Raw genomic sequence first — 20,376 nt, 5'->3', positions numbered from 1 at the left:
TTCACTTCATCGCGATATAAGCGCGCAGGTACGGCGAGGCTTTGAGTTCGCGCGCCAGGGTGGAGGGTTTGCCATGGCCGGGGAAGAAAATCGTGGAGCCTTCCACATTGGCCACGATGGTGCGCAAGGAAGCGCGCATCTGCGCATCATTCCCACCCTCGAGGTCGGTGCGGCCCACGCCGTCCCGGAAGAGCACGTCTCCGGTGATCATGAAATTCTCCCCAAAGCCCCAATCGGGAAGCTGCGGGGTTTCCGGATCGGCGTCGAAACGCCCCGAGAAAAGAAAAACTGTCGAGCCTTCGGTATGCCCGGGGGCAGCAATGGCGCGCAGGTGCACGCCGGGAACCAGTTCCGTTCCCTCCGTGTATATGGCTTCGGGAAGGGGCACGATCTTCTCTGGTTTCACCCAGGAACGCCCCCCGGTGGCGGCCAGAACAAGCGGGGCGTAAAAAGCATGAGCGATCGGATTATCCAGCCGGTACACATCTGGCTCAGCGATAAAACACGGCACGCTCGAGCCGGCCACCACCCCGGCATCCCAGACGTGATCCCCGTGCCCGTGCGTGGCCAGTACGGCACCCAGGCGCAAATTACGGGCTGCCAAGGCGCGTTCTACCCACGCGGCACTGCCAGCTCCCGCATCAACAACCAGGGCTACCCGATGCGTAGGGTCGGCCATGATATAACAATTCGCCTCCAGGGCAGTATTGGAATACCGCAAGAAAAACATGCATTAACCGTATCCTTTCTCCCGATTTTTTCCTACTGGCACCCGGAATCCCTTTCTCCGTGGCACAATTGTGGTATACCGTAAGAATTAAAGTTGTCCCGCGGCGTGTACCTCACGCCTCTTTCTCCACAAGGAGTAACAATGTCCACAGCTCATCCCGCTCAGCCCGCTCCCGCGCCGCTGGATCCGGCCGCCGTCGCCAAAGCCCGTCCTTTCGGACGCGTGGACGACGAAGGGAAGGTGTGGCTTAAGGATGGGGATACCGAACGGGTCGTTGGCCATTACGCGGCTTCCGGCACCGAAGATGATGCCCTGGAATTCTATATTCGCCGCTATATTGACCTGGATACCCAGGTGAGCCTGGCAGAAACGCGCGCCCACCACGTATCCCCCGAAGAAAGCCGCAAGTCAATCGCGTCCCTGCGCAAGGAACTGGCTGAACCGGCCGCCGTGGGCGATATCGCGGCGCTGCGCACTCGCTTGGATAAGCTCGAAGAAGTCGTGGCGGTGCGCGCCAAGGAATACGCGGCCCAGCGCGCCGCTGCCAAGGAAGCTGCCCTCCAGGAGCGCACTCAGATTGTGGAACGCGCTGAGGAACTCGCCAACGCGAATCCGCACACCATTCACTGGCAGAATACCCGCGCTGAGCTCAATGATCTTTTCGAGAGTTGGAAACGGGCCCAGCGCCAGGGGGCACGCATTGATCGCCCCACCGAAGAAGCGCTGTGGCGGCGTTTTGCGACTGCCCGCTCCACCTTTGACCGGGCCCGGCGCAACCACTATAAGGAACTGGATGTGCGCCGCAGCCAGGTGAAGGCCACCAAGGAAAAGCTCATCGCGGAGGCCGCCGCGCTCTCTTCCTCAACCGATTGGCGGGAAACCGGGGATCGCTACCGCGAACTCATGGATGAATGGAAGCGGGCCGGGCGGGCCGGGCGCCGCGATGACGATAAGCTCTGGGAGCGTTTCATGGCCGCTCGCCAGCCTTTCTACGATGCTCGGGATGCGCATTTCAGCCAGGTGGATAGCCAGTACGCGGAAAATTTGGCCGCGAAGCTCGAATTGGTAGCGGAGGCCGAAGCCCTGTTGCCCATCACCGATGTGGATGAAGCCCGCGAAAAGCTCCGTGAGATCGGGGAGCGTTGGGATGCGATCGGCTTCGTGGCGCGCGGTGATATTGCCCGGACCGAGGGCCGGATGCGGGAAATTGAGGAGAAGGTTCGCGCGGCGGAAAACGACCGCTGGAACCGTACCGATCCGGAAAAGCAGCAGCGTTCATCCGGGATGGCCGCCCAGCTCGAAGCGCTTATCGCGGAACTCGATGAGGAGATTGCCCAGGCACGCCAGGCCGGCGATGAAAAGAAGCTCACCGAGCTGAACGAAGCACGGGCCGCCCGCGTGGCCTGGCTTGAGCAGGTAAATAAGGATCTGTAACTTCACCTACCTGTGGATAAACGCAAGCCGCTCTCCCCGCCTGGGGAAAGCGGCTTGCGTTATTTTCTTTACCATCGCACACTCTCGATATGTATGTGGATGCGGTGCAGCGCCTGGATGTTAACGCTGGTTTGCTGGTGGAATATGCGCCTGGGCTGGTGTGCGCGGCTGATTGCGCCACCCATGCGGCGCTGCGGGCTTCTCTTCTTGCGCCGGTGCTGGGGCGGGATACCATCGCCATCACTCTGAGCGCCTTGTGGGTGTATACCGGCTATTGGCCAGCGGACCGGCTGGTGCGGATCTGTAGCGTGCGAGCGAAGTCGCGGGGTGTGCGCAAGCCAGCGCCCGCGGAGCGCCAATCGATAGCCGGATTATGCTTGACCACACTACCGCGCACAATCACGGATATTTTTCGCCAGGAGGAGCTGGACGTGGCGATTTCCTGCGCTTTGGAGGTAGCACGGCGGCGCCTTCTAGAAGCTCATGAGTGGGAAGCTGCGGCGCACAGCCTCACCGGGCAGCACCTCGCCGCAGCACGTGCGGCTCTGCGTGCTATTGCCCAGCGCTAAGCGGGTTCCTGGCCCTAGCTGTTGCAGTGCTACGCGCGCGGGGGCTCTACCCGGCGCTGGTTAGCGGGCTTGGAATTAGTCACCCGGTAGGCATCGTATACGCCTTCAATCTTGCGTAGATCTGCCAGAACCCGGGCCAAGTGGTGCGGATCGGCCATCTCGAAGGTGAAGGTGTTACGCACCATGCGTTCCTTCGTAGTCATCATATTGCCAGCCAGGAGATTCACGCCGTTATCCAGGAGCGCCCGAGAAATATCGGAGAGCAAACCCTGGCGATCCAGAGCGTCCACCTGGACCTGAATAACATACACAGCTTCGGAATCGTCAGCCCAGTGCACCTCGAGGAATCGTTCTGGTTGCTTTTGCAGCTGCTCCACATTCGGGCAATCCGCGCGGTGAATAGATACCCCTGAACCGCGGGTCACGAAACCGACGATGGAGTCGGGGGGAACCGGGGTGCAGCAGCGAGCCAGTTTGACCATGACGTCCCCGGCTTCCATGCCTTGAACCACCACGGCATTATCGGTACTAGACGTGCTCCGCCGCCGCGAAATACGGTTCGGGGTCACTGCCTCCGCGAGAGTCTCTTCTACCCCGGCTTGCCCGCCCTGGGACGTGATAAGGTTACGCACCACCGTTTCGGGGGAAATATCCCCTTCCCCGATACCTGCATACAGGTCATCTACGGAACTCCGCCCAGCTTCTCGCGCCACTTCCGCGAGCGTGTCATGGCTCATGAGGCGCTGAACGGGCTGATTGCGCTTGCGGATAGCGCGGGCGAGCTTATCCTTGCCTTCCTCCACCGCTTCATCCCGGCGACTCTTCTTGAACCACACCCGGATCTTGGCGCGGGCGCGCGGACTGGCCACGAAATCAAGCCAGCCGAGGGAAGGCCCGGCATCCGGGCTTTTCGCGGTAATAATCTCAACCGTATCCCCGGATTCCAGCTTGTGATCGAGGGTGACGAGCCGATCATTCACCCGCGCGCCCACCGTGCGGTGCCCCACTTCCGTGTGAACCGCATAGGCGAAATCAACCGGGGTCGCACCGGTGGGAAGCTCCATGACTTCCCCCGCCGGGGTGAACACATACACCTTATTGCCGCAGATCTCATAGGAGAGCGACTCGAGGAATTCGGCCGGGTCCGCGGTTTCCCGCTGCCAATCAACTAACTGGCGCAACCAGTTGAGCTGCGTTGTTTCTTCGTCAACTTTCGCGGCCCCGCCCCCGCGCTTGGTGGCATTCGGGTTTTCCTTGTACCGCCAGTGCGCTGCCACGCCGTATTCGGCGCGCCTGTGCATATCGTAGGTGCGGATCTGGATTTCAAGAGAGCGGTTGTCCGGGCCGATAACCGTGGTGTGAATCGACTGGTAGAGGTTGAATTTCGGGGTGGTGATATAGTCCTTGATCCGCCCCTGAATCGGCGTGAAAATCGTATTGGCAACACCCAGCACCGCGTAGCAATCCGGGATAGTTTCTACCAGCACCCGCACTCCCACGAGGTCATAAATATCCTCGAAGTCCTTACCCCGCAAAATCATTTTCTGGTAGATGGAGTAATAGTGCTTCGGGCGGCCGGTAATCGTGCATTTAATATGGGAACTCTTGAGCTCCCGCTCTAAAATGGCCTTGATTTTCGCGATATACGCCTCGCGTTCCGGGGTGCGTTCTTGCACCAGGGATTCGATTTCGGCGTAGACCTCCGGATACATGGTTTTGAAGGAAAGATCCTCGAGCTCCCATTTAATGGAATTCATGCCGAGGCGGTGCGCGAGAGGCGCGTAAATTTCCAGGGTTTCATGCGCCTTGGAGCGTGCCTTTTCCTGCGGCATGAAACGCCAGGTGCGGGCATTATGGAGCCGGTCGGCAAGTTTAATGAGAAGGACGCGGATGTCTTTGGACATCGCGATAACCATTTTGCGTACGGTTTCCGCCTGCGCCGCTTCCCCGTATTCGACCTTATCGAGCTTCGTAACCCCGTCCACGAGGAGTTCCACGGTGGAACCGAAATTTTCCCGGACCTGTTCGAGGGTATATCCGGTATCTTCCACTGTGTCATGGAGGAGGGCACCGACGAGGGTATCCTCATCCATTCCGAGTTCGGCGAGGATGGTTGCCACCGCGACCGGATGCGTAATATACGGCTCTCCCGAGCGCCGCTTCTGGCCGCGGTGGCATTCCTCCGCCACGTTATACGCCCGAATAATGCGTTCCTTATCAACATTACCCAGGGCGCGCATCAGGGGTTCCAGGGCATCAGGAACCTGGCTGGCCGTACGTCCGGTCAACCACGATAGCCGCGATAGTACCCGCGGACCTTGCGATTCCGACATGCCCTACTCCCCTCTTGAGTTAATCGAAGGTTAGCACCGCTTCGACCTGCCTACCGGCCAGACGCTCCCGACCGCCCATACCAGCCAGCTCAATGAGCATGCACAGGCCGGCCACAATCCCGCCCGAGCTTTCCACCAGCTCACAGGCAGCATTGGCGGTTCCACCGGTGGCAAGAACGTCATCGATAATCAGAACGCGCTGTCCATCTTCAATATTAAAGGGCTGAACTTCCATGCGGGCCGAACCGTATTCCAGTTCATAATCAACCCCGATCACCGGCCCGGGCAGCCGCCCAGCTTTGCGGATGGTGACCATACCCAAACCCATGGCGTAGGCCAGCGGGGCGGACAGAATAAATCCGCGTGATTCCAGCCCGGCGACGGCGTCGATCTTGCCCTCGTAATGGCGTGCCAGCTCATCAATAAAGAGGTGGAAAGCTTCCCCATCGGCTATGAGAGGGGTGATATCACGAAAGATCACCCCGGGTGCCGGGAAGTTTTCACGTTCCCGCACCCGGCTGGCCGCTAGTTCCACGAGTTGCGCAGAAAACGCAGTGCTCACTTCTTGCTCCTCTTCTTGCGGCGTGGCTGCGCGGTATTACCGAGATGGTGGCCCGGTTCGAGAACCGCAGAAACGACCTCATCTTCCGCAACACCGGCCTCACCCCGTTCGGCGCGCGCGGAGGCCACCTCGGCGTTATGAGCCTTGATGCGCGGATCCGCATTCGTCAGGGTGACGGCGAGCGGCGCGGCCAGGAAGATGGAGGAGTACGCCGAGAGTAGCAGACCCACGAAGAGCACGAGCGCCAGGTCGCGCAGCGTCCCCGCACCCATGAGGTACACCCCGATAAACAGAATGGATGCCACCGGCATAATCGAGGTGACCGAGGTGTTGATGGAGCGGATGAGGGTCTGGTTGACGGCGTGGTTCGTAGATTCCCCGAAGGTCACCCGGTGCTGGCGCAGCACGTGCTCGGTATTTTCACGGACCTTATCGAAAACCACCACGGTGTCGTACAGGGAGTAGCCGAGAATGGTCAAGAGGCCAATAACGGTGGACGGCGTGAATTCGAAGCCGAAGAGGCAATAAATTCCGACTGTCACCACGAGGTCGTGGAAGAGCGCGACGATAGCGCCCAAGGCATTACGCCAGGACCGCATATAGGCCCACAAGGCCAGGAGCACCAGCACGATAAAGACCACGAAACCCTGGAGGGCCTTCGTGGAAATATCCTGGCCCCAGACCGGGCCGATATACGTGGAGGTGACATCCTGAACGGAGGTTCCGTACGCTTCGGCCAATTCCGTGCGGATCGCTTCTGTTTCCGCATTACCCACCCCGGTACCATCGGCATTCGCCGAGGTCTGGATACGTAAGGAGTTCTCGCCTACCTGGGCCACGCGAGCGGCTTTATCCCCGCCGTGGCGGGCCATGATATCCGAGGCGAGGCGCTGATCGGTTGTTTGCGCTCCCGAGACCGTGAATTGAGATCCACCGGTGAACTCAATACCCATATTGAGCCCGCGGGTGAAAAGCGCGATAAACGACGCGATCACGCAGATAATCGCGATGGTGTACCAGGTCTTGCGCCGCTGCACGATTTTGAAGCTGCGCCGCCCGGTGTAGAGATCGTTACCTAAGGTGTACATCGACATTAGGCGTTATCCTTTCCCTCGCTGCTCGCGGGAAGAGCGGCACGGCGCTCCCGGGTGCGACGCTCGGCAAGCGAGCCTTCGCCGGGAACCTTGCGGCCGCGATACGCCGGGGTATGCGCCAAATGCTTGGCGGACATACCCGATGCCGGGTGCCCCCCACCGAAGAATTTAGTACGCACCAGCAGCGTCATAAGCGGATAGGTAAACATAAAGACGACGACAAGGTCGAGGATGGTTGTGAGCCCCAAGGTAAAGGCGAAACCACGCACCGAACCCACCGCGATGACGTAGAGCACCCCGGCCGCGATGAGGTTGACGGAATCAGAAGCGATAATTGTGCGAGTCGCGCGCTTCCAGCCACGTTGCACCGCGGTGCGTACCGCGTGCCCATCGCGAATCTCATCGCGAATACGCTCGAAGAACACGATGAAGGAATCGACCGTGATACCGATGGAAATAACCAAGCCGACGACGCCGGCCATTGACAAACGGTAACCCATCACCCAGGACAGCAAACAAATAACCCCGTAGGACAGGCCCGTGGCAAGGACCACCGAACCGATAGCCACAATAGCCAGGGCGTGGTACTGCCACACAAGGTAGAGCACGATGAGCACAAGACCGATGAGGCCGGCCACCAGGCCCGCACGCAGCGATTCCGAACCGAGGGTGGCGGAAATCTGCTGTTCGGATTGCACCTCAAATTCCAGGGGCAGCGAACCAAATTGCAGCTGGTTGGCCAGCACGCGCGACGTCGTCGCATTAATGCCGGAACCGTTAATAACGGCCTGCCCACCCGAAATCTGGGTTTGCGGAACCGCGGAGGAAATAACGCGCCCGTCCAGCACGATGGCGAATTGGTTTTGCGGGCTCTGCAAGCCCACCAAACGCCCGGTAACCTCAGAGAACTTCTGCGCGCCCTCATTATCGAATTCCAGCTGTACGATCCACTGGCCCTGCTGCTGATCGAAACCGGAGGTGGCCCGGGTCAGGTTCGTTCCAGCAATTTCTGCCGGACCTAGCACGTACTTATACGGCGTGACCTCACCCGTCTTAGAATCCTTGCTTTGCCCGCAGGCAACCAAGGCTGTATCCGGGTTTTCTTCCGGGGCTGTGGCCGGGTTCTCCGCGGTGCAATCCAAGGTCAGCGCATCGTAGGTAACCCGCTCGGTTTTCGCCCAGGCCGGATCCGAAGCGCTGGTGGGCTGGCTGGGCGGAGTGGTGGAGAGCTTGCCGTCCCCATCCGCGTCGGCGGCCTTCATGGCCGCTTCTTCCAGCGCGGTGCCGGTCAGGGGTGCGGCGTTATCGCCTTCGCCCTTCATGGTTCCCGGATTCGCCATCGCGAGGACCGGGCGCATCCGCAACACCGCGGAATTACGCACGAGGTCAAGGGTTTCCTGACTGGGATGCCCGGGCAGACCCACCACGATATTCGAGCCACCCTGGGAGGTGATCTCCGCTTCTGCCACACCCGAAGCGTCCACACGCTGGCGAATAATTTCAATCGCCTGGTTGACATCTTCCGAGGTGATCTCCGAATTATCTGTGGTCTTCGGAGTAAGGATGAGCTCCGTACCGCCTTCGAGGTCAAGGGCGAAATTCGGGGTCCACCGGGATTCCGATCCGGAACCCGCCACCGATCCGACACCGAGGGAGACGAAGAGTGCGATCGCCAAGATCGCAAGGGTAATGATCCGGCGCCAGGATAACCGGACGCCGGAATTTTTAGATTGAGACATAGTGTTTACTTCCAGGCCGAGCCCGACTCATCTTTCTTTTCACCAAAAGCCGAGTCCGTACTCCGAGGAGTCACGTGATCGGTAGCTTCCGAGGCAGTATCCGCACCGCTAGCACCGGCGCTGGCTTCTTCCGAAGCGCTCAGGCGGGCAGCTTCCGCCGCATCTTCCGCCGCCGCTTCTTCTTCACTGACCGGTGCGAAAGGAATGGATGCCTGCTCCCGAATAGCCAGACGCGACCACACAGTTTCATCCCCGGAGGGACTTTCAAGCGTCACCGCATCCCCGTCAATAGCAACGATGCGCCCGTAAAAACCCGCGGTGGTCATGACATCCGTGCCGACCACCAGAATGCTGTTGCGGTGTTCTTCAGCACGTGCCCGGGCCTTCTTATTGGACTGGGACATGAACAGAACCATCCCCACTAGGATGGCGCCCATGATGACGAATTCCACGCGAAAGCTCCTTGGAAAAGACAATAATTACCGTGCCAGTTTACCGTGCATAACTGAAAACACCTGCGGCCGTGACGAAACTAATCTGTAGGCGGAGTTAAACCCAGATGCGTCCAGGCCCGCGGGGCTGCCATCCGCCCGCGCGGGGTGCGCACCAAATAGCCTTCGCGCACTAGGTAGGGCTCCACCACCGTCTCCACTGTTTCCGGTTCTTCTCCCACCGAAACCGCCAGAGTAGTCAGACCCACCGGCCCACCCCCGAAGCGGGTGCAGACCGCGTCGAGTACCGCGCGGTCCAGGCGATCCAGCCCGGCGGGATCCACCTGGAAAAGATCGAGGGCAGCCCGCGCGGCCCGCAGGTCCAGCTCCCCGGTACCGCGCACCTGCGCCCAATCCTGGACACGGCGCAGCAGCCGGTTGGCGATACGCGGGGTACCGCGCGAGCGCCCGGCAATTTCCTGCGCGGCATCCTCGGTAATACTATGGCCGAGCTTGACGGCATTGCGCCGCACAATGCGGGCCAGATCGCGCTGTTCGTAATACTCCAGATGCGCCGTGAAGCCGAAGCGATCACGCAAGGGAGCGGGCAGCAAACCGGCGCGCGTCGTCGCCCCTACCACCGTGAAGAACGGTAGCGGCAGCGGGATCGAGGTGGCACCCGGTCCCTTCCCGACCATCACGTCCACCCGAAAATCTTCCATAGCCAGGTAGAGCATTTCTTCGGCATTGCGAGCCAGGCGGTGGATTTCGTCAATGAACAGGACGTCGTTTTCCTGCACGGAGGAGAGAATCGCGGCCAGGTCTCCTGAATGTTGAATCGCCGGCCCGGAGGTGAGGCGCAGCGCCCCACCCACTTCCGCCGCGATAATCATGGCGAGGGTGGTTTTCCCCAGACCCGGCGGCCCGGAGAGGAGCACGTGATCGGGGGTGCGCCCGCGCTGCACCGCGGCCTGGAGCACGAGGGAAAGCTGGTCGCGCACGGTATCCTGGCCCACGAATTCGGAAAGCTGGCGCGGGCGCAGGGCCGCTTCGGCGGCACGCTCTGTTTCGTTGGCTTCCGGGGAGACCAGGCCCGCTTCGAAGGAAAAATCATCACTCATGAGCGGCGGGCCCCTAGTATTTGGAGACTGGCGCGCAGTAATTGGGCCACGGTGCCCTGGGGTACGTGGGTGCGCGCTTCTTCATAGGCGGCGACGGCGTCGCTTTCCTTCCACCCCAGTCCCACCAGACCGGCAACCACGGCATCTGGATCAGCCCCGGCGCTGGCCACCTCACCCGCCGCTACCGGTGCCGGACCGAGCTTATTGCCCAGCTCCAAAATAATGCGCTGGGCGCTTTTCTTGCCGATGCCGGGGACCCGGGTGAGGGCCGCTTCGTCCTTGGATTGCACGGCGGCGCGCAGGGCGTTCGGGGTATGGACGGAGAGGAGTGTGAGCGCGACTTTGGCGCCGATCCCGGAAACCGTTTGCATGATTTCGTATACGTCGCGCTCGTCCGCCTCGCTAAAACCGTAGAGGGAGGGGAGATCATCGCGGCTGGCAACCAGCGAGGTGTAGAGAAAAGCTTCCGCTCCTTCGCGCAGCGTGGCGAGGGTAGCCGGCGTCGCAAAAACTTTGACGCCCCACCCGCCCACTTCCACCACCGCGAACGTGGTGGTGACACGGCTGACAGTTCCGCGAATACTTGCAATCACTCAGGTCTCCTTCCTCATGACTCTAACCGCTAGCAGGGCGCTGCGGGGAGACCGCGCCGGCGCGCCGACTCATGCGCTCAGCTCCCGCCCACATACGCTGCGCGGGGGTTAAATCCGCACCTTCAGCGCGCGGGAGAGTGCCGGCCCCACCGTGCTGACCGTTATCCACCGTGGCGTCCAGGGCGTGGGCACCCCCGCGCCAGGCGTGGGTAATCGCGATGGCGAGGGCGTCCGCGGCATCCTTGGGGCGCGGGAGTTCGGCCAGACCTAGAATCCGCTGGACCATATTTTGCACCTGGAGTTTCCCGGCGCGCCCCGAGCCGGTGACCGCAGCCTTCACTTCGGAGGGCGAATGCAAGCCGAGGGGCAGCTGGGCGCGGGCTGCGGCCAGCATCGCGATGCCGGCCACCTGCGCGGTCGAGGTCACCGAGCGCACATTTTCCTGCGCGAAAACGCGTTCCACCGCCACGACCTCGGGGGAAAATTCCGCGATCACCGCGTCAATCTCATCCGCGATAAGGAGGAGACGCCGATGCGGAGCCAGATCCACCGGGGAGCGCGCCACGCGCATATCTACCAAACGCACCCGCCGCGTTACCTCAGCGTCAATGGTTCCCAGCCCGCAGCGCGTGAGTCCCGGGTCAATCCCCAGAATGCGCACTACTCACCCTCGAGCTCGGCGAGGATCTCATCGGCAATATCCGCGTTGGTGTAGACCTCTTGAATATCGTCCACATCATCGAGGGCATCGGTGAGCTTGAGGAGCTTTTCCGCACCGGCCCGGTCAAGGGGAACATTGGTGGAGGGCACAAAGCGCGATTCTGCGGAATTGTAGTCAATTCCGGCTTCCTGGAGCGCGGTGCGCACGGCTACCACATCGCTGGCCGCGCAGTAGATGGTGAAGGTTTCGCCGTCGTCCTCAATTTCTTCGGCACCGGCATCCAGCACCGCCATGAGAACATCATCTTCGGAGTTCTCCCCCTTAACCGCTTCCACCACACCGCGGCGGTTAAAGAGATAGGCAACCGAACCGGGATCCGCCAGGGTTCCCCCATTGCGCGTGAGTGCGGTACGCACATCCGAGGCGGCACGATTGCGGTTATCGGTCAGGCACTCGATGAGGATAGCCACGCCGCCCGGACCGTAGCCTTCGTACGTAATGGCTTCATACTGGATGGAATCATCAGTTTCACCCGAGCCACGCTTAACCGCGCGATCAATATTATCGGCCGGCACCGAGTTCTGCTTGGCTTTGCGGATCGCGTCAAAGAGTGTGGGGTTGCCCGCGGGATCGCCACCACCGGTTGCCGCTGCCACTTCGATATTCTTGACCAGACGCGCGAAAAGCTTGCCGCGCTTGGCGTCATTAGCGGCTTTCTTATGCTTGGTGGTTGCCCACTTGGAGTGTCCTGACACGTGTCCTCCCGAGTAGATAAAAACTTCCGGAGCCATTGTACGCGGTTCAAGGGCTAGGAACTATTACCTGGGCCGCAGCGCGCCTTCGCTGTACTGTGCCGGGAGCTTAGTTCTCCCAAAGTTCGTGGCAGGTTCCATCCCAGCCAGCATGGACTTGAGCCGCCAGCTGCGCGAGGCCCGCCGGGTAGACCCGCTCGCGCGGGGAACCGTTGAGTTGCGCGGCGCAACGCCAGTCGATAGCGTCGAGCAGTTCTTTTTCCGCAGCGGTCCAGGCCCGCCCGCTTCCGGTCACCGCCGCGCGGGCGCGCACCGCGTCCAGGCGCACCGCGAAAAATACTTCGTCTTGGCTGAGGGTGGCACGCGCGAAACGAAAAGTTGCGTGCCGGCGCAAAACCGGCCCGATGAGTTCTGTTTCTGTTACGACGACGCCGGTTTCTTCCAGAAATTCCCGCACCGCTGCCTGCCGGGGGCTTTCCGTATCTTCCAGTCCCCCACCGGGCGTGAACCACCACCGGTGAGTGGGGTCGTCTCGGTCGTGTCCGCGGATGAGGAGGACTCGACCGGCTTCATCCAGGGCGATAATGCGCGCAGCGCGCCGGGGAGTGCGGGTCATCGGGAACTCTTACTCATCGTCAATATCGATGGTTTGCGGGACCGGGGCGTGCCCGGCGATGGGGAAAATGGAGAGGACTCGGGAGTTGCACACCCGGCGGGCCTGGTCCACATGCGAATTATGGAAGGAGCGCGTCATGCGCACATCGAGGCGGGCACGCGCGAGCCGCCGGTAAAATTCGCGGGCCGCCGGGTCGGTGATATCACCGGCATCTAGTTCATCCACGGTGAGGCGCAGGGCGCGGGAAAGTTCGGATTCCACCGCGCGCCGCTCCCGGGCTGCCGCGGCCGGATCGGGAAGATCGCCGCGCATATCACCGGGCAAGGCTTCCAATCCGTCCGCCACCACCGGAAGCATGGAGGCCGATAGGACCCGCTGGGCGCTATCGGTGAGGATAAGCGCTCCGGCCATATCCAGCTCCCCGGACATAGCCATATCGTAGGCGGTGCGGGCGCGAGCGGCGAGCGCCTGTTCCACCGCGCGGCGGGATTTGAGGAGGGTGGTGTGGAGGCGGTCGAGGCGGCGGGCCGCCACGGCCGCACTCAGGCCGAGAAGGAGAAGTACCACACCGGCGACAAGCGCAAGCCACCACCATAGATTCACTGCTCTACCTCCATCTGGGCGGTGCGAACCGCTGTTTCGTACACGGCAAAGACCTGAGAGGCAACCGTGGACCAGTCGTAGCGTTGCGCTTCGGCCTGGCCGGCTTGCGCTACCCGGGTTCGGCGTTGCGGATCGCGCAGGGCTGCCACGGCCACCCGGGCCAGATCCTCCGGGTCTTCATTGGCGAAGTGGTCCCCGAAGGTTCCTCCGCCCAATACCGCGCGGAAGGCGGGAATATCTGAGGCGAGCACGAAACCGCCCGCACTCATCGCTTCGATAAGAATAATTCCGAAAGATTCGCCCCCGGTATTGGGTGCCACGTAGAGATCCACGCTCGCGAGCATCGCTGCTTTATCAGCATCGCTGACCGGCCCGAGGAAAGTCACCCGGGCGCCCGCAGCCCCGAAGAGCTCCCGCGCTGCTTCCTCATCGCCTTTACCGGCAACGAAGAACCGTGCTCCCGGGAATTCGCGCAGGATCAGCGGGGCGGCAGCGGCCAAAACCGGCAGGCCTTTACGCGGTTCGTCCAGGCGTCCGAGGAATCCGAACGTGGGTGAGTCGGGCGTGCCGGTGAAGCGGGCGTCTCGCGGTACTTCGAAATCGGCGGTATAGACGCCATTGGGAATAATAAAAGCGTCCCCGCCTAAATACTGCACCGTGGTGCGGCGTGCTTCTTGGGAGACCGCGATGCGCGCCTGGATCTTTTCCAGGATCGGACGCAGGACCGGAGAAAAGAGGTCGAAGGCCCGGGAGCGATCCATGGCGGTGTGGTGGGTGGACACCACCGGGCATTCCGCGCTCATCAGGGCGAGCATAGAAACGGAAGGAACGAAAGGTTCGTGCACGTGGAGCACATCGAAATTCCCTTCCCGCAGCCAGCGCCGCACCGCGCGATTGACGCGTGGCCCGAAAGAAAGGCGAGCCACCGAACCGTTATAAGGAATCGCCACGGAGGCGCCCACCGGTACCACGTAATCGGGTAGTGCCTCGTTTTCTTCGCTCGGGGCGATCACTGAGACGCTGTGCCCGCGGGCGATGAGCTCCTCGGCCAGATCCCGGATATGGAATCCCACTCCCCCGGGCACGTCCCATGAATAGGGGCAGGCAATCCCGATGTTCACGGCGTTCCTTCCTTCGCGTCGTACTCCGCTTGGCGGCGCGCGAGTTCTCGAGCGGCTTTCTCGCGGTTGGTGCGGTAGCGCTCACCGTCCAAATCAGCAACGAAAACAGGCTGGAGCATATGCCAGTCCTCCGGGTGCTCGGCCAGCACGTTTTCAAAAGCCGCGATCCACTCCTGGGTGATTCGCGCTATTTCCACGTGGCGCTCGCGCGGGGAGGCCGAGGCATCCACCCGGGCCCGGATAGGTGCGCCGCTGCGCAGAACCATACGCCACCGGGTAGGTACGTGCCGGGTACGTTCCTTTTTCACGTAGTAGGAAAAGATAGGAACGACGGCGCAGCCGGTATCTATGGCGAGGATGGCAGGCCCGGCAGCGGCGAGCATCTTCTCCCCGCAGAATTCCACTTCCACGCCGGAAGCGGTGAGATCACGATCAGCTAGAACCGGGGCGAGAATGGGGGCCCGGCGGGCATCCTCCGCGAGGCGGTGGATCGCCCCGCCACCTTTGACCACGGGATAGATAACCATTCCAATATTTTCACGAAGCTGAACGAATCGTTCGAATACCTCGGCGGGTTCTAGTTTTTCTACCAGGGTGTGCACAGGGGCGAGGAAATAGCGCGACCACGCGCCGGCCATATCCCAATTGCCCATGTGCATGAGCGCTCCGATGAGCGCGTTGCCGCGGGCGAATTCCGCCCGGGCGGAATCGAGGCCGTCCTCGATAACCCGCGCTGCTAAATCATCGGCTTCCCAAGTTCCCAGGCGCAGGGCTTCGTAATAGTAGCGCATATAGGAACGCAGCGCGGCGCGGGTGAGACGGCGGGCAGCCCCGCCGCGCATATCTGGGCGTACCCGCGCGAGGTTGCGGCGCAGCTGCTTGGTTCCGCGCAGTGGCAGGGTTCCGGCAAGCGTCCCAACCGCGGCGAAAAAACCGCGGCCCACCGGTTCGGGGAGTCGAGCCAGCGCCCCGGTAGCGCGAAAAAGAAGATTGCCGAGATTCACTGGCCGCTCCCCTGGCCGGCCCGTTCACCGGCGGCCCGTTCACCGGCGCCGCATTCCAAGCGGGACTGCCGGTACACGGTGACCATGCGCTGGGCCACGGTGATCCACCCGGCTACCGCAAGATAACCGAGTGCCACCAGCAGCACCCAGGCGCTGGCTCCGTAGCCGGTTATCAGTGCCCCGAGCAGCACAATCACCAGCCGGTCAGCGCGTTCGCTGATCCCCACATTCGCGGTGAACCCCACCGCTTCGGCGCGGGCCCGCGCGTAGGAGGTGCATAGCGCGGCCGGGAGAGCCACCAGGCAGGCCAGTGCCAGCCAGTCGGTGAGCCCGGCCCCCGCCCCGATATTCCAGCGCGTGATCCACAGCAGAATCCCGCAAAATATCGCGGAATCTGCCAGGCGGTCCAGGGTGGAATCCAGGAAGGCACCCCAGCGGGAGGCAGTTCCGGTCAACCTCGCAATTTGGCCGTCAAGACTGTCGAAAATCACGGTGATGCCGATAAGCCAGGAGGCCCAAACCGGGTGCCCGAGGGGATAGAGGACGAGCGCGCACGCCACCACCGCCACGGTTCCGGTGATCGTCACCGCATCGGCGCTGATCCCCGCGCGCACGCACAGGCGCGCGATGGGACCGAAAATTGCCTGGGCCAGGGGCCGCCCGCTCCGGGAGAGCATCAGAACTTCTCCGCTTCCGGTTCGTTAGCGCGCCGTCGTACCACATCCACGATATGCGCGATCGCCTCGTCAATAGCGACCCCGTTATGCTGTTCCCCGTCACGGAAACGGAAGGACACAGCGCCGGCGTCGACGTCGTCCCCACCGGCAATAAGGGTGAAGGGGATTTTCTCTTTCGCGGCGTTACGAATCTTCTTGCCGAAACGGTCATCGGAGGTATCAACTTCCACGCGAATATGCTGCTCGCGCAGGCGCCGAGCAATATTTTCGCAGTAGTCGTTGAAGGTATCAGCCACCGGAACCAGCCGTACCTGCACGGGGGCGAGCCAGGCGGGGAAAGCCCCCGCGTAGTGCTCGACCAGCACGCCCAGGAAACGTTCGATGGAACCGAAGAGGGCTCGGTGAATCATGACCGGGCGCTGGCGCGAACCGTCCGGCGCGGTGTATTCCAGGCCGAAGCGTTCGGGGAGGTTGAAATCAAGCTGGATGGTGGACATCTGCCAGGTCCGGCCGATGGCATCGCGTGCCTGCACCGAAATCTTGGGGCCGTAGAAAGCTGCGCCTTCCGGATCGGGCACCAATTCGAGGCCGGAAGATAACGCCACTTCCTCCAGGGTGCGGGTGGCTTCTTCCCACAGTGCGTCGTCGCCAATGAACTTCTTGGGGTCCTTCGTGGACAGTTCCAGGTAGAAATCGTTGAGACCGTAGTCCTTGAGGAGGGAGAGCACGAAGGTGAGCAGGGAGGAAAGTTCCTCGCGCATCTGCTCGCGGGTGGTGTAAATATGGGCATCGTCCTGGGTGAAGCCCCGGGCACGGGTAAGACCATGGATGACGCCGGACTTTTCGTAGCGGTACACCGTCCCGAATTCGAAGAGCCGCAGCGGTAGATCGCGGTAGGAGCGCCCCCGCGCCTTATAGATAAGGGAGTGCATGGGGCAGTTCATCGGCTTGAGGTAGTAATCCTGATCCTCATCCACCCGCATGGCCGGGAACATACCGTCCTTGTACCAGGACAGATGCCCGGAGGTCTGGAAGAGCTGGCCCTTGGTGATATGCGGGGTATTGACGAAGTCGTAGCCGGCTTCGATATGGCGCTGGCGGGAGTAGTTTTCCATTTCCATGCGGATAATGCCGCCCTTGGGGTGGAAGACCGGGAGCCCGGAGCCGATTTCATCAGGGAAGGAGAACAGGTCAAGTTCGGTGCCTAGCCGGCGGTGGTCACGCCGCTGCGCTTCGGCAATACGAGTCTGGTAGGCATCCAGTTCTTCTTTACTCGGCCAGGCGGTGCCGTAAATGCGCTGGAGGTGATCGTTATTCTGGTCACCCTTCCAGTAGGCGGCCGAGGCACGGGTGAGCGCAAAACCATTGCCGATGAACTTCGTGGAAGGCAGGTGCGGCCCGCGGCACAGATCGGTCCACACCACGTCACCGTGGCGATTGACATTGTCGTACATGGTGAGGCCACCGTGGCCCACCTCCACGCTGGCACCGTCCGCATCGTGGCCCTTCGTGGTGATGAGCTCAAGTTTGTAGGGCTGGGAGGCTTCTTCGTGGCGCGCTTCTTCTTCGGTGACCTCGCGGCGCACGAATCGCTGATTTTCCTTGACGATGCGCTTCATGCGCTTTTCGAGTTCTTTCAGCATATCCGGGGTGACCGGGTCGATATTGCCGAAATCGTAGTAGAAGCCATCCTCAATAAAAGGACCGATGCCCAGATTCGCATCCGGGTAGATCTGCTGGACGGCCTGGGCCAGCACGTGGGTGGCGGAATGGCGGAGAATATTGAGCCCGTCCGGGGAGTCAATGCGCACGGTTTCCACCTCGGCACCGTCCAGCGTGGTCAAATCCGTGGCCAAATCCTTGAGTTCCCCGTTGACTTTCAGGGCGACAATCGCGCGATCCGCGGCGAAATAGGCGGTTCCCGGGCACGCTTCGTCAAGGGTGACGAGGGTGCCGTCCACGGATAGACGTGCGGGCATAGTTTTCTCCTTAGTTCTATTTTTCACGGCATCCAGACCGGGGATGCCCGCCCACCAGGATACCTGTTTCACCCCGGGCACGCCCGCGACGCGTCACCGCCAGCCCGCGGAAGGGGATACAGCTCACGCATACCCGTCACGCTTACCGCGGGTAGATTGACGGGAGGCTCACGCATAGCGCGGGTAGCCTCACCGGCGGAACTTGCGCGCCCGTGAGAACATAGCGAAGGGGACGCACCCCACCAGGCGGGATGGTCCCCTTCGCGTTAAGTCACAAGGTGAGCGCCACGAAGGCGCGAATGACTTAGTTTTCGACCGCAGCTGCCTTCATGAACCAGCCCTGCAGCTCCAGATTGCGCGCAACCCCGATGAGAAGGTCGCCGCTGAGCGGATCGGCTTCATCCACCTTGGACAGGTCATTCTGGATGCGCCGGGAGGCTCCGTAGAGCTTGTCCGCCATCACGGTGTAGACATCATCCACGTTGAAGGGACCGGTGCCCGCATCATCGAGGCCGCTTTCCTTGGCCACGGTAACGGCCCGGCCATCCGGGAAACCACCGATGGTGGCGATGCGCTCGGCAACCTCATCGAGGTCAGTGCGGGTGACGGATACAACTTCATCGAGAGCGAGGTGCAGAGCGCGGAAACGCGCGCCCTGAATATTCCAGTGGTACTGCTTAGCCTGCAGGGAGAGGTCAATAAGATCGGTCAGCGTACGCTGAAGAGCATCGATAACAACTTTTTCGGCCATTGATCCATCCTTTCGTTACGTATATAGGTCTACCCGTTCCGATGCGGAAAATATAGTCAGGAAGACCTAACGCCGCGAGATAAAACCTGCTATTGAGGACTGATTTTTCCGCACGACGCCGCCGCTTTCCCGCGTGCTTGCGCGCTTTTACGCTCATGGCATGATTGCGTAGAGCTTGAGGTGATTCCCCGGGACTTTGGTCATGTCATGTCCATAAATAGCAACGCATCGACAGTGAAGCCCCCAGGATGTGCCCTCCCGGCAGGAGGCCCCCACAAAAAGCAACCTCACGACAGTGGGCTCCGCAGGATGCAACGCCACGACAGTGGGCCCCACAGGATGCAACTCCACGACATCAAAACAATTTCTTAATGTAGCTGCAGTTGCATTTTGATTTCGGGCAAACGCGGCTGCTTTCCCGCGAGAGTCTCATGGGTTTCACGAACTTCAATAGTCACACCGGCCTCTGGGGAGGGGGATCTGTTTTCATAACTGTACTGCGCTTGTCGTACATGCGAAGTACATCCCGGGAAAACACACCCTCCTCGCCGGCGCGGCGGACGGTGGGCGGCGAGGCAAGACAGCAGGCGGCGCGGTGGGCGGCGAGGCAAGGCAGCGGGCGGCACAGGCCCCAATCGCCGTTTCAGCGCGGTGATACAGCGCCATGAGGCACTTCTGTCCATTACCCCATTCACGAAAGGTCACGAGGGGTACGGGGCAACTACGGGGCCACCAGGCAGCTGAGACACCGCAGGCGGGAAGACCTTGAGGTGGCGATTCTGTGGTGAAAATCCGTGGTGGGCGATACTGGGATCGAACCAGTGACCTCTTCCGTGTCAGGGAAGCGCGCTCCCGCTGCGCCAATCGCCCGAGCGGATGACGGGGCTCGAACCCGCGACCTCAACCTTGGCAAGGTTGCGCTCTACCAACTGAGCTACATCCGCACTGTTTCACAGCGAGCCACTAGTTTACCCAACCGTGAGAGCCGGGTCAAAATGGCGCTGCAAGGAAATAGTGGTGGGCGATACTGGGATCGAACCAGTGACCTCTTCCGTGTCAGGGAAGCGCGCTCCCGCTGCGCCAATCGCCCCGCGAGGTGGGTACGGGATTCGAACCCGTGTACACGGCTTTGCAGGCCGTCGCCTCGCCTCTCGGCCAACCCACCGTCCGGATACGTGAGAGGAGTATGGGCACGGTGTGCCGCTTTGCCTTTCTTCACATCCGAGCGGATGACGGGGCTCGAACCCGCGACCTCAACCTTGGCAAGGTTGCGCTCTACCAACTGAGCTACATCCGCGTGGCCACTCAACAATCACTACCCGAGCCGTGCTGGCCAGGTTAACCGTGGCGGGAACCGCCGCGGCGACGTCGATGACATCGAAAAACTATAGCGACTTTCTGAGCGCCCGGTCAAACCGGACCGGTGAGGTGCACACCACGTTGGTTAAATTTGAGTTTCGCCGGCCACCCCCTATAAGCTTGCGTGATGCACGGGCCGTTACGGTCGCCCGGGCGATTAGCTCAGTGGTAGAGCGCTTCGTTCACACCGAAGAGGTCACTGGTTCGAACCCAGTATCGCCCACCAGTTCAGTAAATTTTCAGTAGA

At 61.4% G+C, this 20,376-nt stretch carries 19 protein-coding genes and 6 tRNA genes; 3 read left to right on the top strand and 22 right to left on the bottom strand.

Features of this window, described 5'->3' with window-relative positions:
* Nucleotide 1: 1 nt before the first annotated feature.
* Nucleotides 2-730, bottom strand: coding sequence for an MBL fold metallo-hydrolase (locus tag DDD64_RS02270; RefSeq protein ID WP_126134835.1), 729 nt, complete (start codon nucleotides 728-730; stop codon nucleotides 2-4).
* A 141-nt stretch (nucleotides 731-871) separates the two neighbouring features.
* Here DDD64_RS02270 and DDD64_RS02265 point away from each other — a divergent pair, with 141 nt between their 5' ends.
* On the top strand, nucleotides 872-2,164 hold the full coding sequence (locus DDD64_RS02265; protein ID WP_126134834.1) for a DUF349 domain-containing protein: 1,293 nt from the start codon (nucleotides 872-874) through the stop codon (nucleotides 2,162-2,164).
* Nucleotides 2,165-2,253: 89 nt separating this feature from the next.
* Nucleotides 2,254-2,733: a hypothetical protein gene (locus DDD64_RS02260; protein WP_126134833.1), complete on the top strand. Its 480-nt coding sequence runs from the start codon at nucleotides 2,254-2,256 to the stop codon at nucleotides 2,731-2,733.
* A 29-nt stretch (nucleotides 2,734-2,762) separates the two neighbouring features.
* On the opposite strand, the gene DDD64_RS02255 is transcribed toward DDD64_RS02260, so the two are convergent.
* The 21 genes from DDD64_RS02255 to DDD64_RS02155 all read right to left on the bottom strand — a co-directional run bounded on the left by DDD64_RS02255 (nucleotide 2,763) and on the right by DDD64_RS02155 (nucleotide 20,067).
* Entirely contained in the window at nucleotides 2,763-5,066 is a 2,304-nt protein-coding gene (locus DDD64_RS02255) for a RelA/SpoT family protein (protein ID WP_126134832.1), read from the bottom strand.
* Nucleotides 5,067-5,085: 19 nt separating this feature from the next.
* Nucleotides 5,086-5,628, bottom strand: coding sequence for an adenine phosphoribosyltransferase (locus tag DDD64_RS02250; protein ID WP_126134831.1), 543 nt, complete (start codon nucleotides 5,626-5,628; stop codon nucleotides 5,086-5,088).
* Entirely contained in the window at nucleotides 5,625-6,722 is a 1,098-nt protein-coding gene (gene secF, locus DDD64_RS02245) for a protein translocase subunit SecF (protein ID WP_126134830.1), read from the bottom strand. Before secF ends, DDD64_RS02250 begins: the two co-directional genes overlap by 4 nt.
* A complete protein-coding gene (gene secD / locus DDD64_RS02240; RefSeq protein ID WP_126134829.1) occupies nucleotides 6,722-8,461 on the bottom strand; it encodes a protein translocase subunit SecD in 1,740 nt (579 codons plus the stop codon). Before secD ends, secF begins: the two co-directional genes overlap by 1 nt.
* Before the next feature lie 5 nt (nucleotides 8,462-8,466).
* The gene (locus tag DDD64_RS02235) at nucleotides 8,467-8,913 is read right to left on the bottom strand and encodes a preprotein translocase subunit YajC (RefSeq protein ID WP_126134828.1); all 447 of its coding nucleotides are present in this window, start codon (nucleotides 8,911-8,913) and stop codon (nucleotides 8,467-8,469) included.
* Nucleotides 8,914-8,993: 80 nt separating this feature from the next.
* Nucleotides 8,994-10,013: a Holliday junction branch migration DNA helicase RuvB gene (gene ruvB, locus DDD64_RS02230; protein ID WP_126134827.1), complete on the bottom strand. Its 1,020-nt coding sequence runs from the start codon at nucleotides 10,011-10,013 to the stop codon at nucleotides 8,994-8,996.
* Nucleotides 10,010-10,606: a Holliday junction branch migration protein RuvA gene (gene ruvA, locus DDD64_RS02225; RefSeq protein ID WP_126134826.1), complete on the bottom strand. Its 597-nt coding sequence runs from the start codon at nucleotides 10,604-10,606 to the stop codon at nucleotides 10,010-10,012. The genes ruvB and ruvA overlap by 4 nt, the downstream gene beginning before the upstream one ends.
* A 22-nt stretch (nucleotides 10,607-10,628) precedes the next feature.
* Nucleotides 10,629-11,267, bottom strand: coding sequence for a crossover junction endodeoxyribonuclease RuvC (gene ruvC / locus DDD64_RS02220; protein WP_126134825.1), 639 nt, complete (start codon nucleotides 11,265-11,267; stop codon nucleotides 10,629-10,631).
* Entirely contained in the window at nucleotides 11,267-12,022 is a 756-nt protein-coding gene (locus DDD64_RS02215) for a YebC/PmpR family DNA-binding transcriptional regulator (protein WP_126134824.1), read from the bottom strand. The genes ruvC and DDD64_RS02215 overlap by 1 nt, the downstream gene beginning before the upstream one ends.
* Nucleotides 12,023-12,128: 106 nt before the next feature.
* Nucleotides 12,129-12,635, bottom strand: coding sequence for an NUDIX hydrolase (locus DDD64_RS02210; RefSeq protein ID WP_126134823.1), 507 nt, complete (start codon nucleotides 12,633-12,635; stop codon nucleotides 12,129-12,131).
* Nucleotides 12,636-12,644: 9 nt separating this feature from the next.
* Nucleotides 12,645-13,238, bottom strand: a complete 594-nt coding sequence (locus DDD64_RS02205; protein ID WP_126134822.1) for a hypothetical protein — start codon at nucleotides 13,236-13,238, stop codon at nucleotides 12,645-12,647.
* On the bottom strand, nucleotides 13,235-14,359 hold the full coding sequence (locus DDD64_RS02200; RefSeq protein WP_126134821.1) for a glycosyltransferase family 4 protein: 1,125 nt from the start codon (nucleotides 14,357-14,359) through the stop codon (nucleotides 13,235-13,237). The genes DDD64_RS02205 and DDD64_RS02200 overlap by 4 nt, the downstream gene beginning before the upstream one ends.
* Nucleotides 14,356-15,363 carry a phosphatidylinositol mannoside acyltransferase gene (locus tag DDD64_RS02195; RefSeq protein ID WP_126134820.1) on the bottom strand — a complete coding sequence of 336 codons (1,008 nt, stop codon included), beginning with the start codon at nucleotides 15,361-15,363 and terminating at the stop codon, nucleotides 14,356-14,358. Before DDD64_RS02195 ends, DDD64_RS02200 begins: the two co-directional genes overlap by 4 nt.
* On the bottom strand, nucleotides 15,360-16,040 hold the full coding sequence (gene pgsA / locus DDD64_RS02190) for a phosphatidylinositol phosphate synthase (protein ID WP_126134819.1): 681 nt from the start codon (nucleotides 16,038-16,040) through the stop codon (nucleotides 15,360-15,362). The genes DDD64_RS02195 and pgsA overlap by 4 nt, the downstream gene beginning before the upstream one ends.
* A complete protein-coding gene (gene thrS, locus DDD64_RS02185; RefSeq protein WP_206435366.1) occupies nucleotides 16,040-18,019 on the bottom strand; it encodes a threonine--tRNA ligase in 1,980 nt (659 codons plus the stop codon). Before thrS ends, pgsA begins: the two co-directional genes overlap by 1 nt.
* A gap of 304 nt (nucleotides 18,020-18,323) precedes the next feature.
* Nucleotides 18,324-18,770 carry a Dps family protein gene (locus tag DDD64_RS02180; protein ID WP_126134818.1) on the bottom strand — a complete coding sequence of 149 codons (447 nt, stop codon included), beginning with the start codon at nucleotides 18,768-18,770 and terminating at the stop codon, nucleotides 18,324-18,326.
* 795 nt (nucleotides 18,771-19,565) lie between these two features.
* Nucleotides 19,566-19,640 (bottom strand) — tRNA-Val (locus DDD64_RS02175).
* 1 nt (nucleotide 19,641) lies between these two features.
* Nucleotides 19,642-19,714: transfer RNA gene (locus tag DDD64_RS02170), tRNA-Gly, on the bottom strand.
* 71 nt (nucleotides 19,715-19,785) lie between these two features.
* Nucleotides 19,786-19,860: transfer RNA gene (locus DDD64_RS02165), tRNA-Val, on the bottom strand.
* A gap of 4 nt (nucleotides 19,861-19,864) precedes the next feature.
* Nucleotides 19,865-19,935: transfer RNA gene (locus DDD64_RS02160), tRNA-Cys, on the bottom strand.
* 59 nt (nucleotides 19,936-19,994) lie between these two features.
* Nucleotides 19,995-20,067 (bottom strand) — tRNA-Gly (locus DDD64_RS02155).
* Nucleotides 20,068-20,280: 213 nt separating this feature from the next.
* Here DDD64_RS02155 and DDD64_RS02150 point away from each other — a divergent pair.
* Nucleotides 20,281-20,355: transfer RNA gene (locus tag DDD64_RS02150), tRNA-Val, on the top strand.
* The last annotated feature ends 21 nt before the right edge of the window (nucleotides 20,356-20,376 follow it).

This window comes from Actinotignum sanguinis, from assembly GCF_003957255.1.
Lineage (GTDB): Bacteria > Actinomycetota > Actinomycetes > Actinomycetales > Actinomycetaceae > Actinotignum > Actinotignum sanguinis.
This window is presented reverse-complemented; position numbering and strand designations above follow the sequence as displayed.

Bases quoted from the DNA above. Each gene is read 5' to 3' on its own strand.
- secF (WP_126134830.1), bottom strand. From the start codon at position 6,722: ATGTCGATGTACACCTTAGGTAACGATCTCTACACCGGGCGGCGCAGC.
- ruvB (WP_126134827.1), bottom strand. From the start codon at position 10,013: ATGAGTGATGATTTTTCCTTCGAAGCGGGCCTGGTCTCCCCGGAAGCC.
- secD (WP_126134829.1), bottom strand. From the start codon at position 8,461: ATGTCTCAATCTAAAAATTCCGGCGTCCGGTTATCCTGGCGCCGGATC.
- DDD64_RS02180 (WP_126134818.1), bottom strand. From the start codon at position 18,770: ATGGCCGAAAAAGTTGTTATCGATGCTCTTCAGCGTACGCTGACCGAT.
- thrS (WP_206435366.1), bottom strand. From the start codon at position 18,019: ATGCCCGCACGTCTATCCGTGGACGGCACCCTCGTCACCCTTGACGAA.
- DDD64_RS02265 (WP_126134834.1), top strand. From the start codon at position 872: ATGTCCACAGCTCATCCCGCTCAGCCCGCTCCCGCGCCGCTGGATCCG.
- DDD64_RS02210 (WP_126134823.1), bottom strand. From the start codon at position 12,635: ATGACCCGCACTCCCCGGCGCGCTGCGCGCATTATCGCCCTGGATGAA.
- DDD64_RS02255 (WP_126134832.1), bottom strand. From the start codon at position 5,066: ATGTCGGAATCGCAAGGTCCGCGGGTACTATCGCGGCTATCGTGGTTG.
- DDD64_RS02260 (WP_126134833.1), top strand. From the start codon at position 2,254: ATGTATGTGGATGCGGTGCAGCGCCTGGATGTTAACGCTGGTTTGCTG.
- pgsA (WP_126134819.1), bottom strand. From the start codon at position 16,040: ATGCTCTCCCGGAGCGGGCGGCCCCTGGCCCAGGCAATTTTCGGTCCC.
- DDD64_RS02270 (WP_126134835.1), bottom strand. From the start codon at position 730: ATGTTTTTCTTGCGGTATTCCAATACTGCCCTGGAGGCGAATTGTTAT.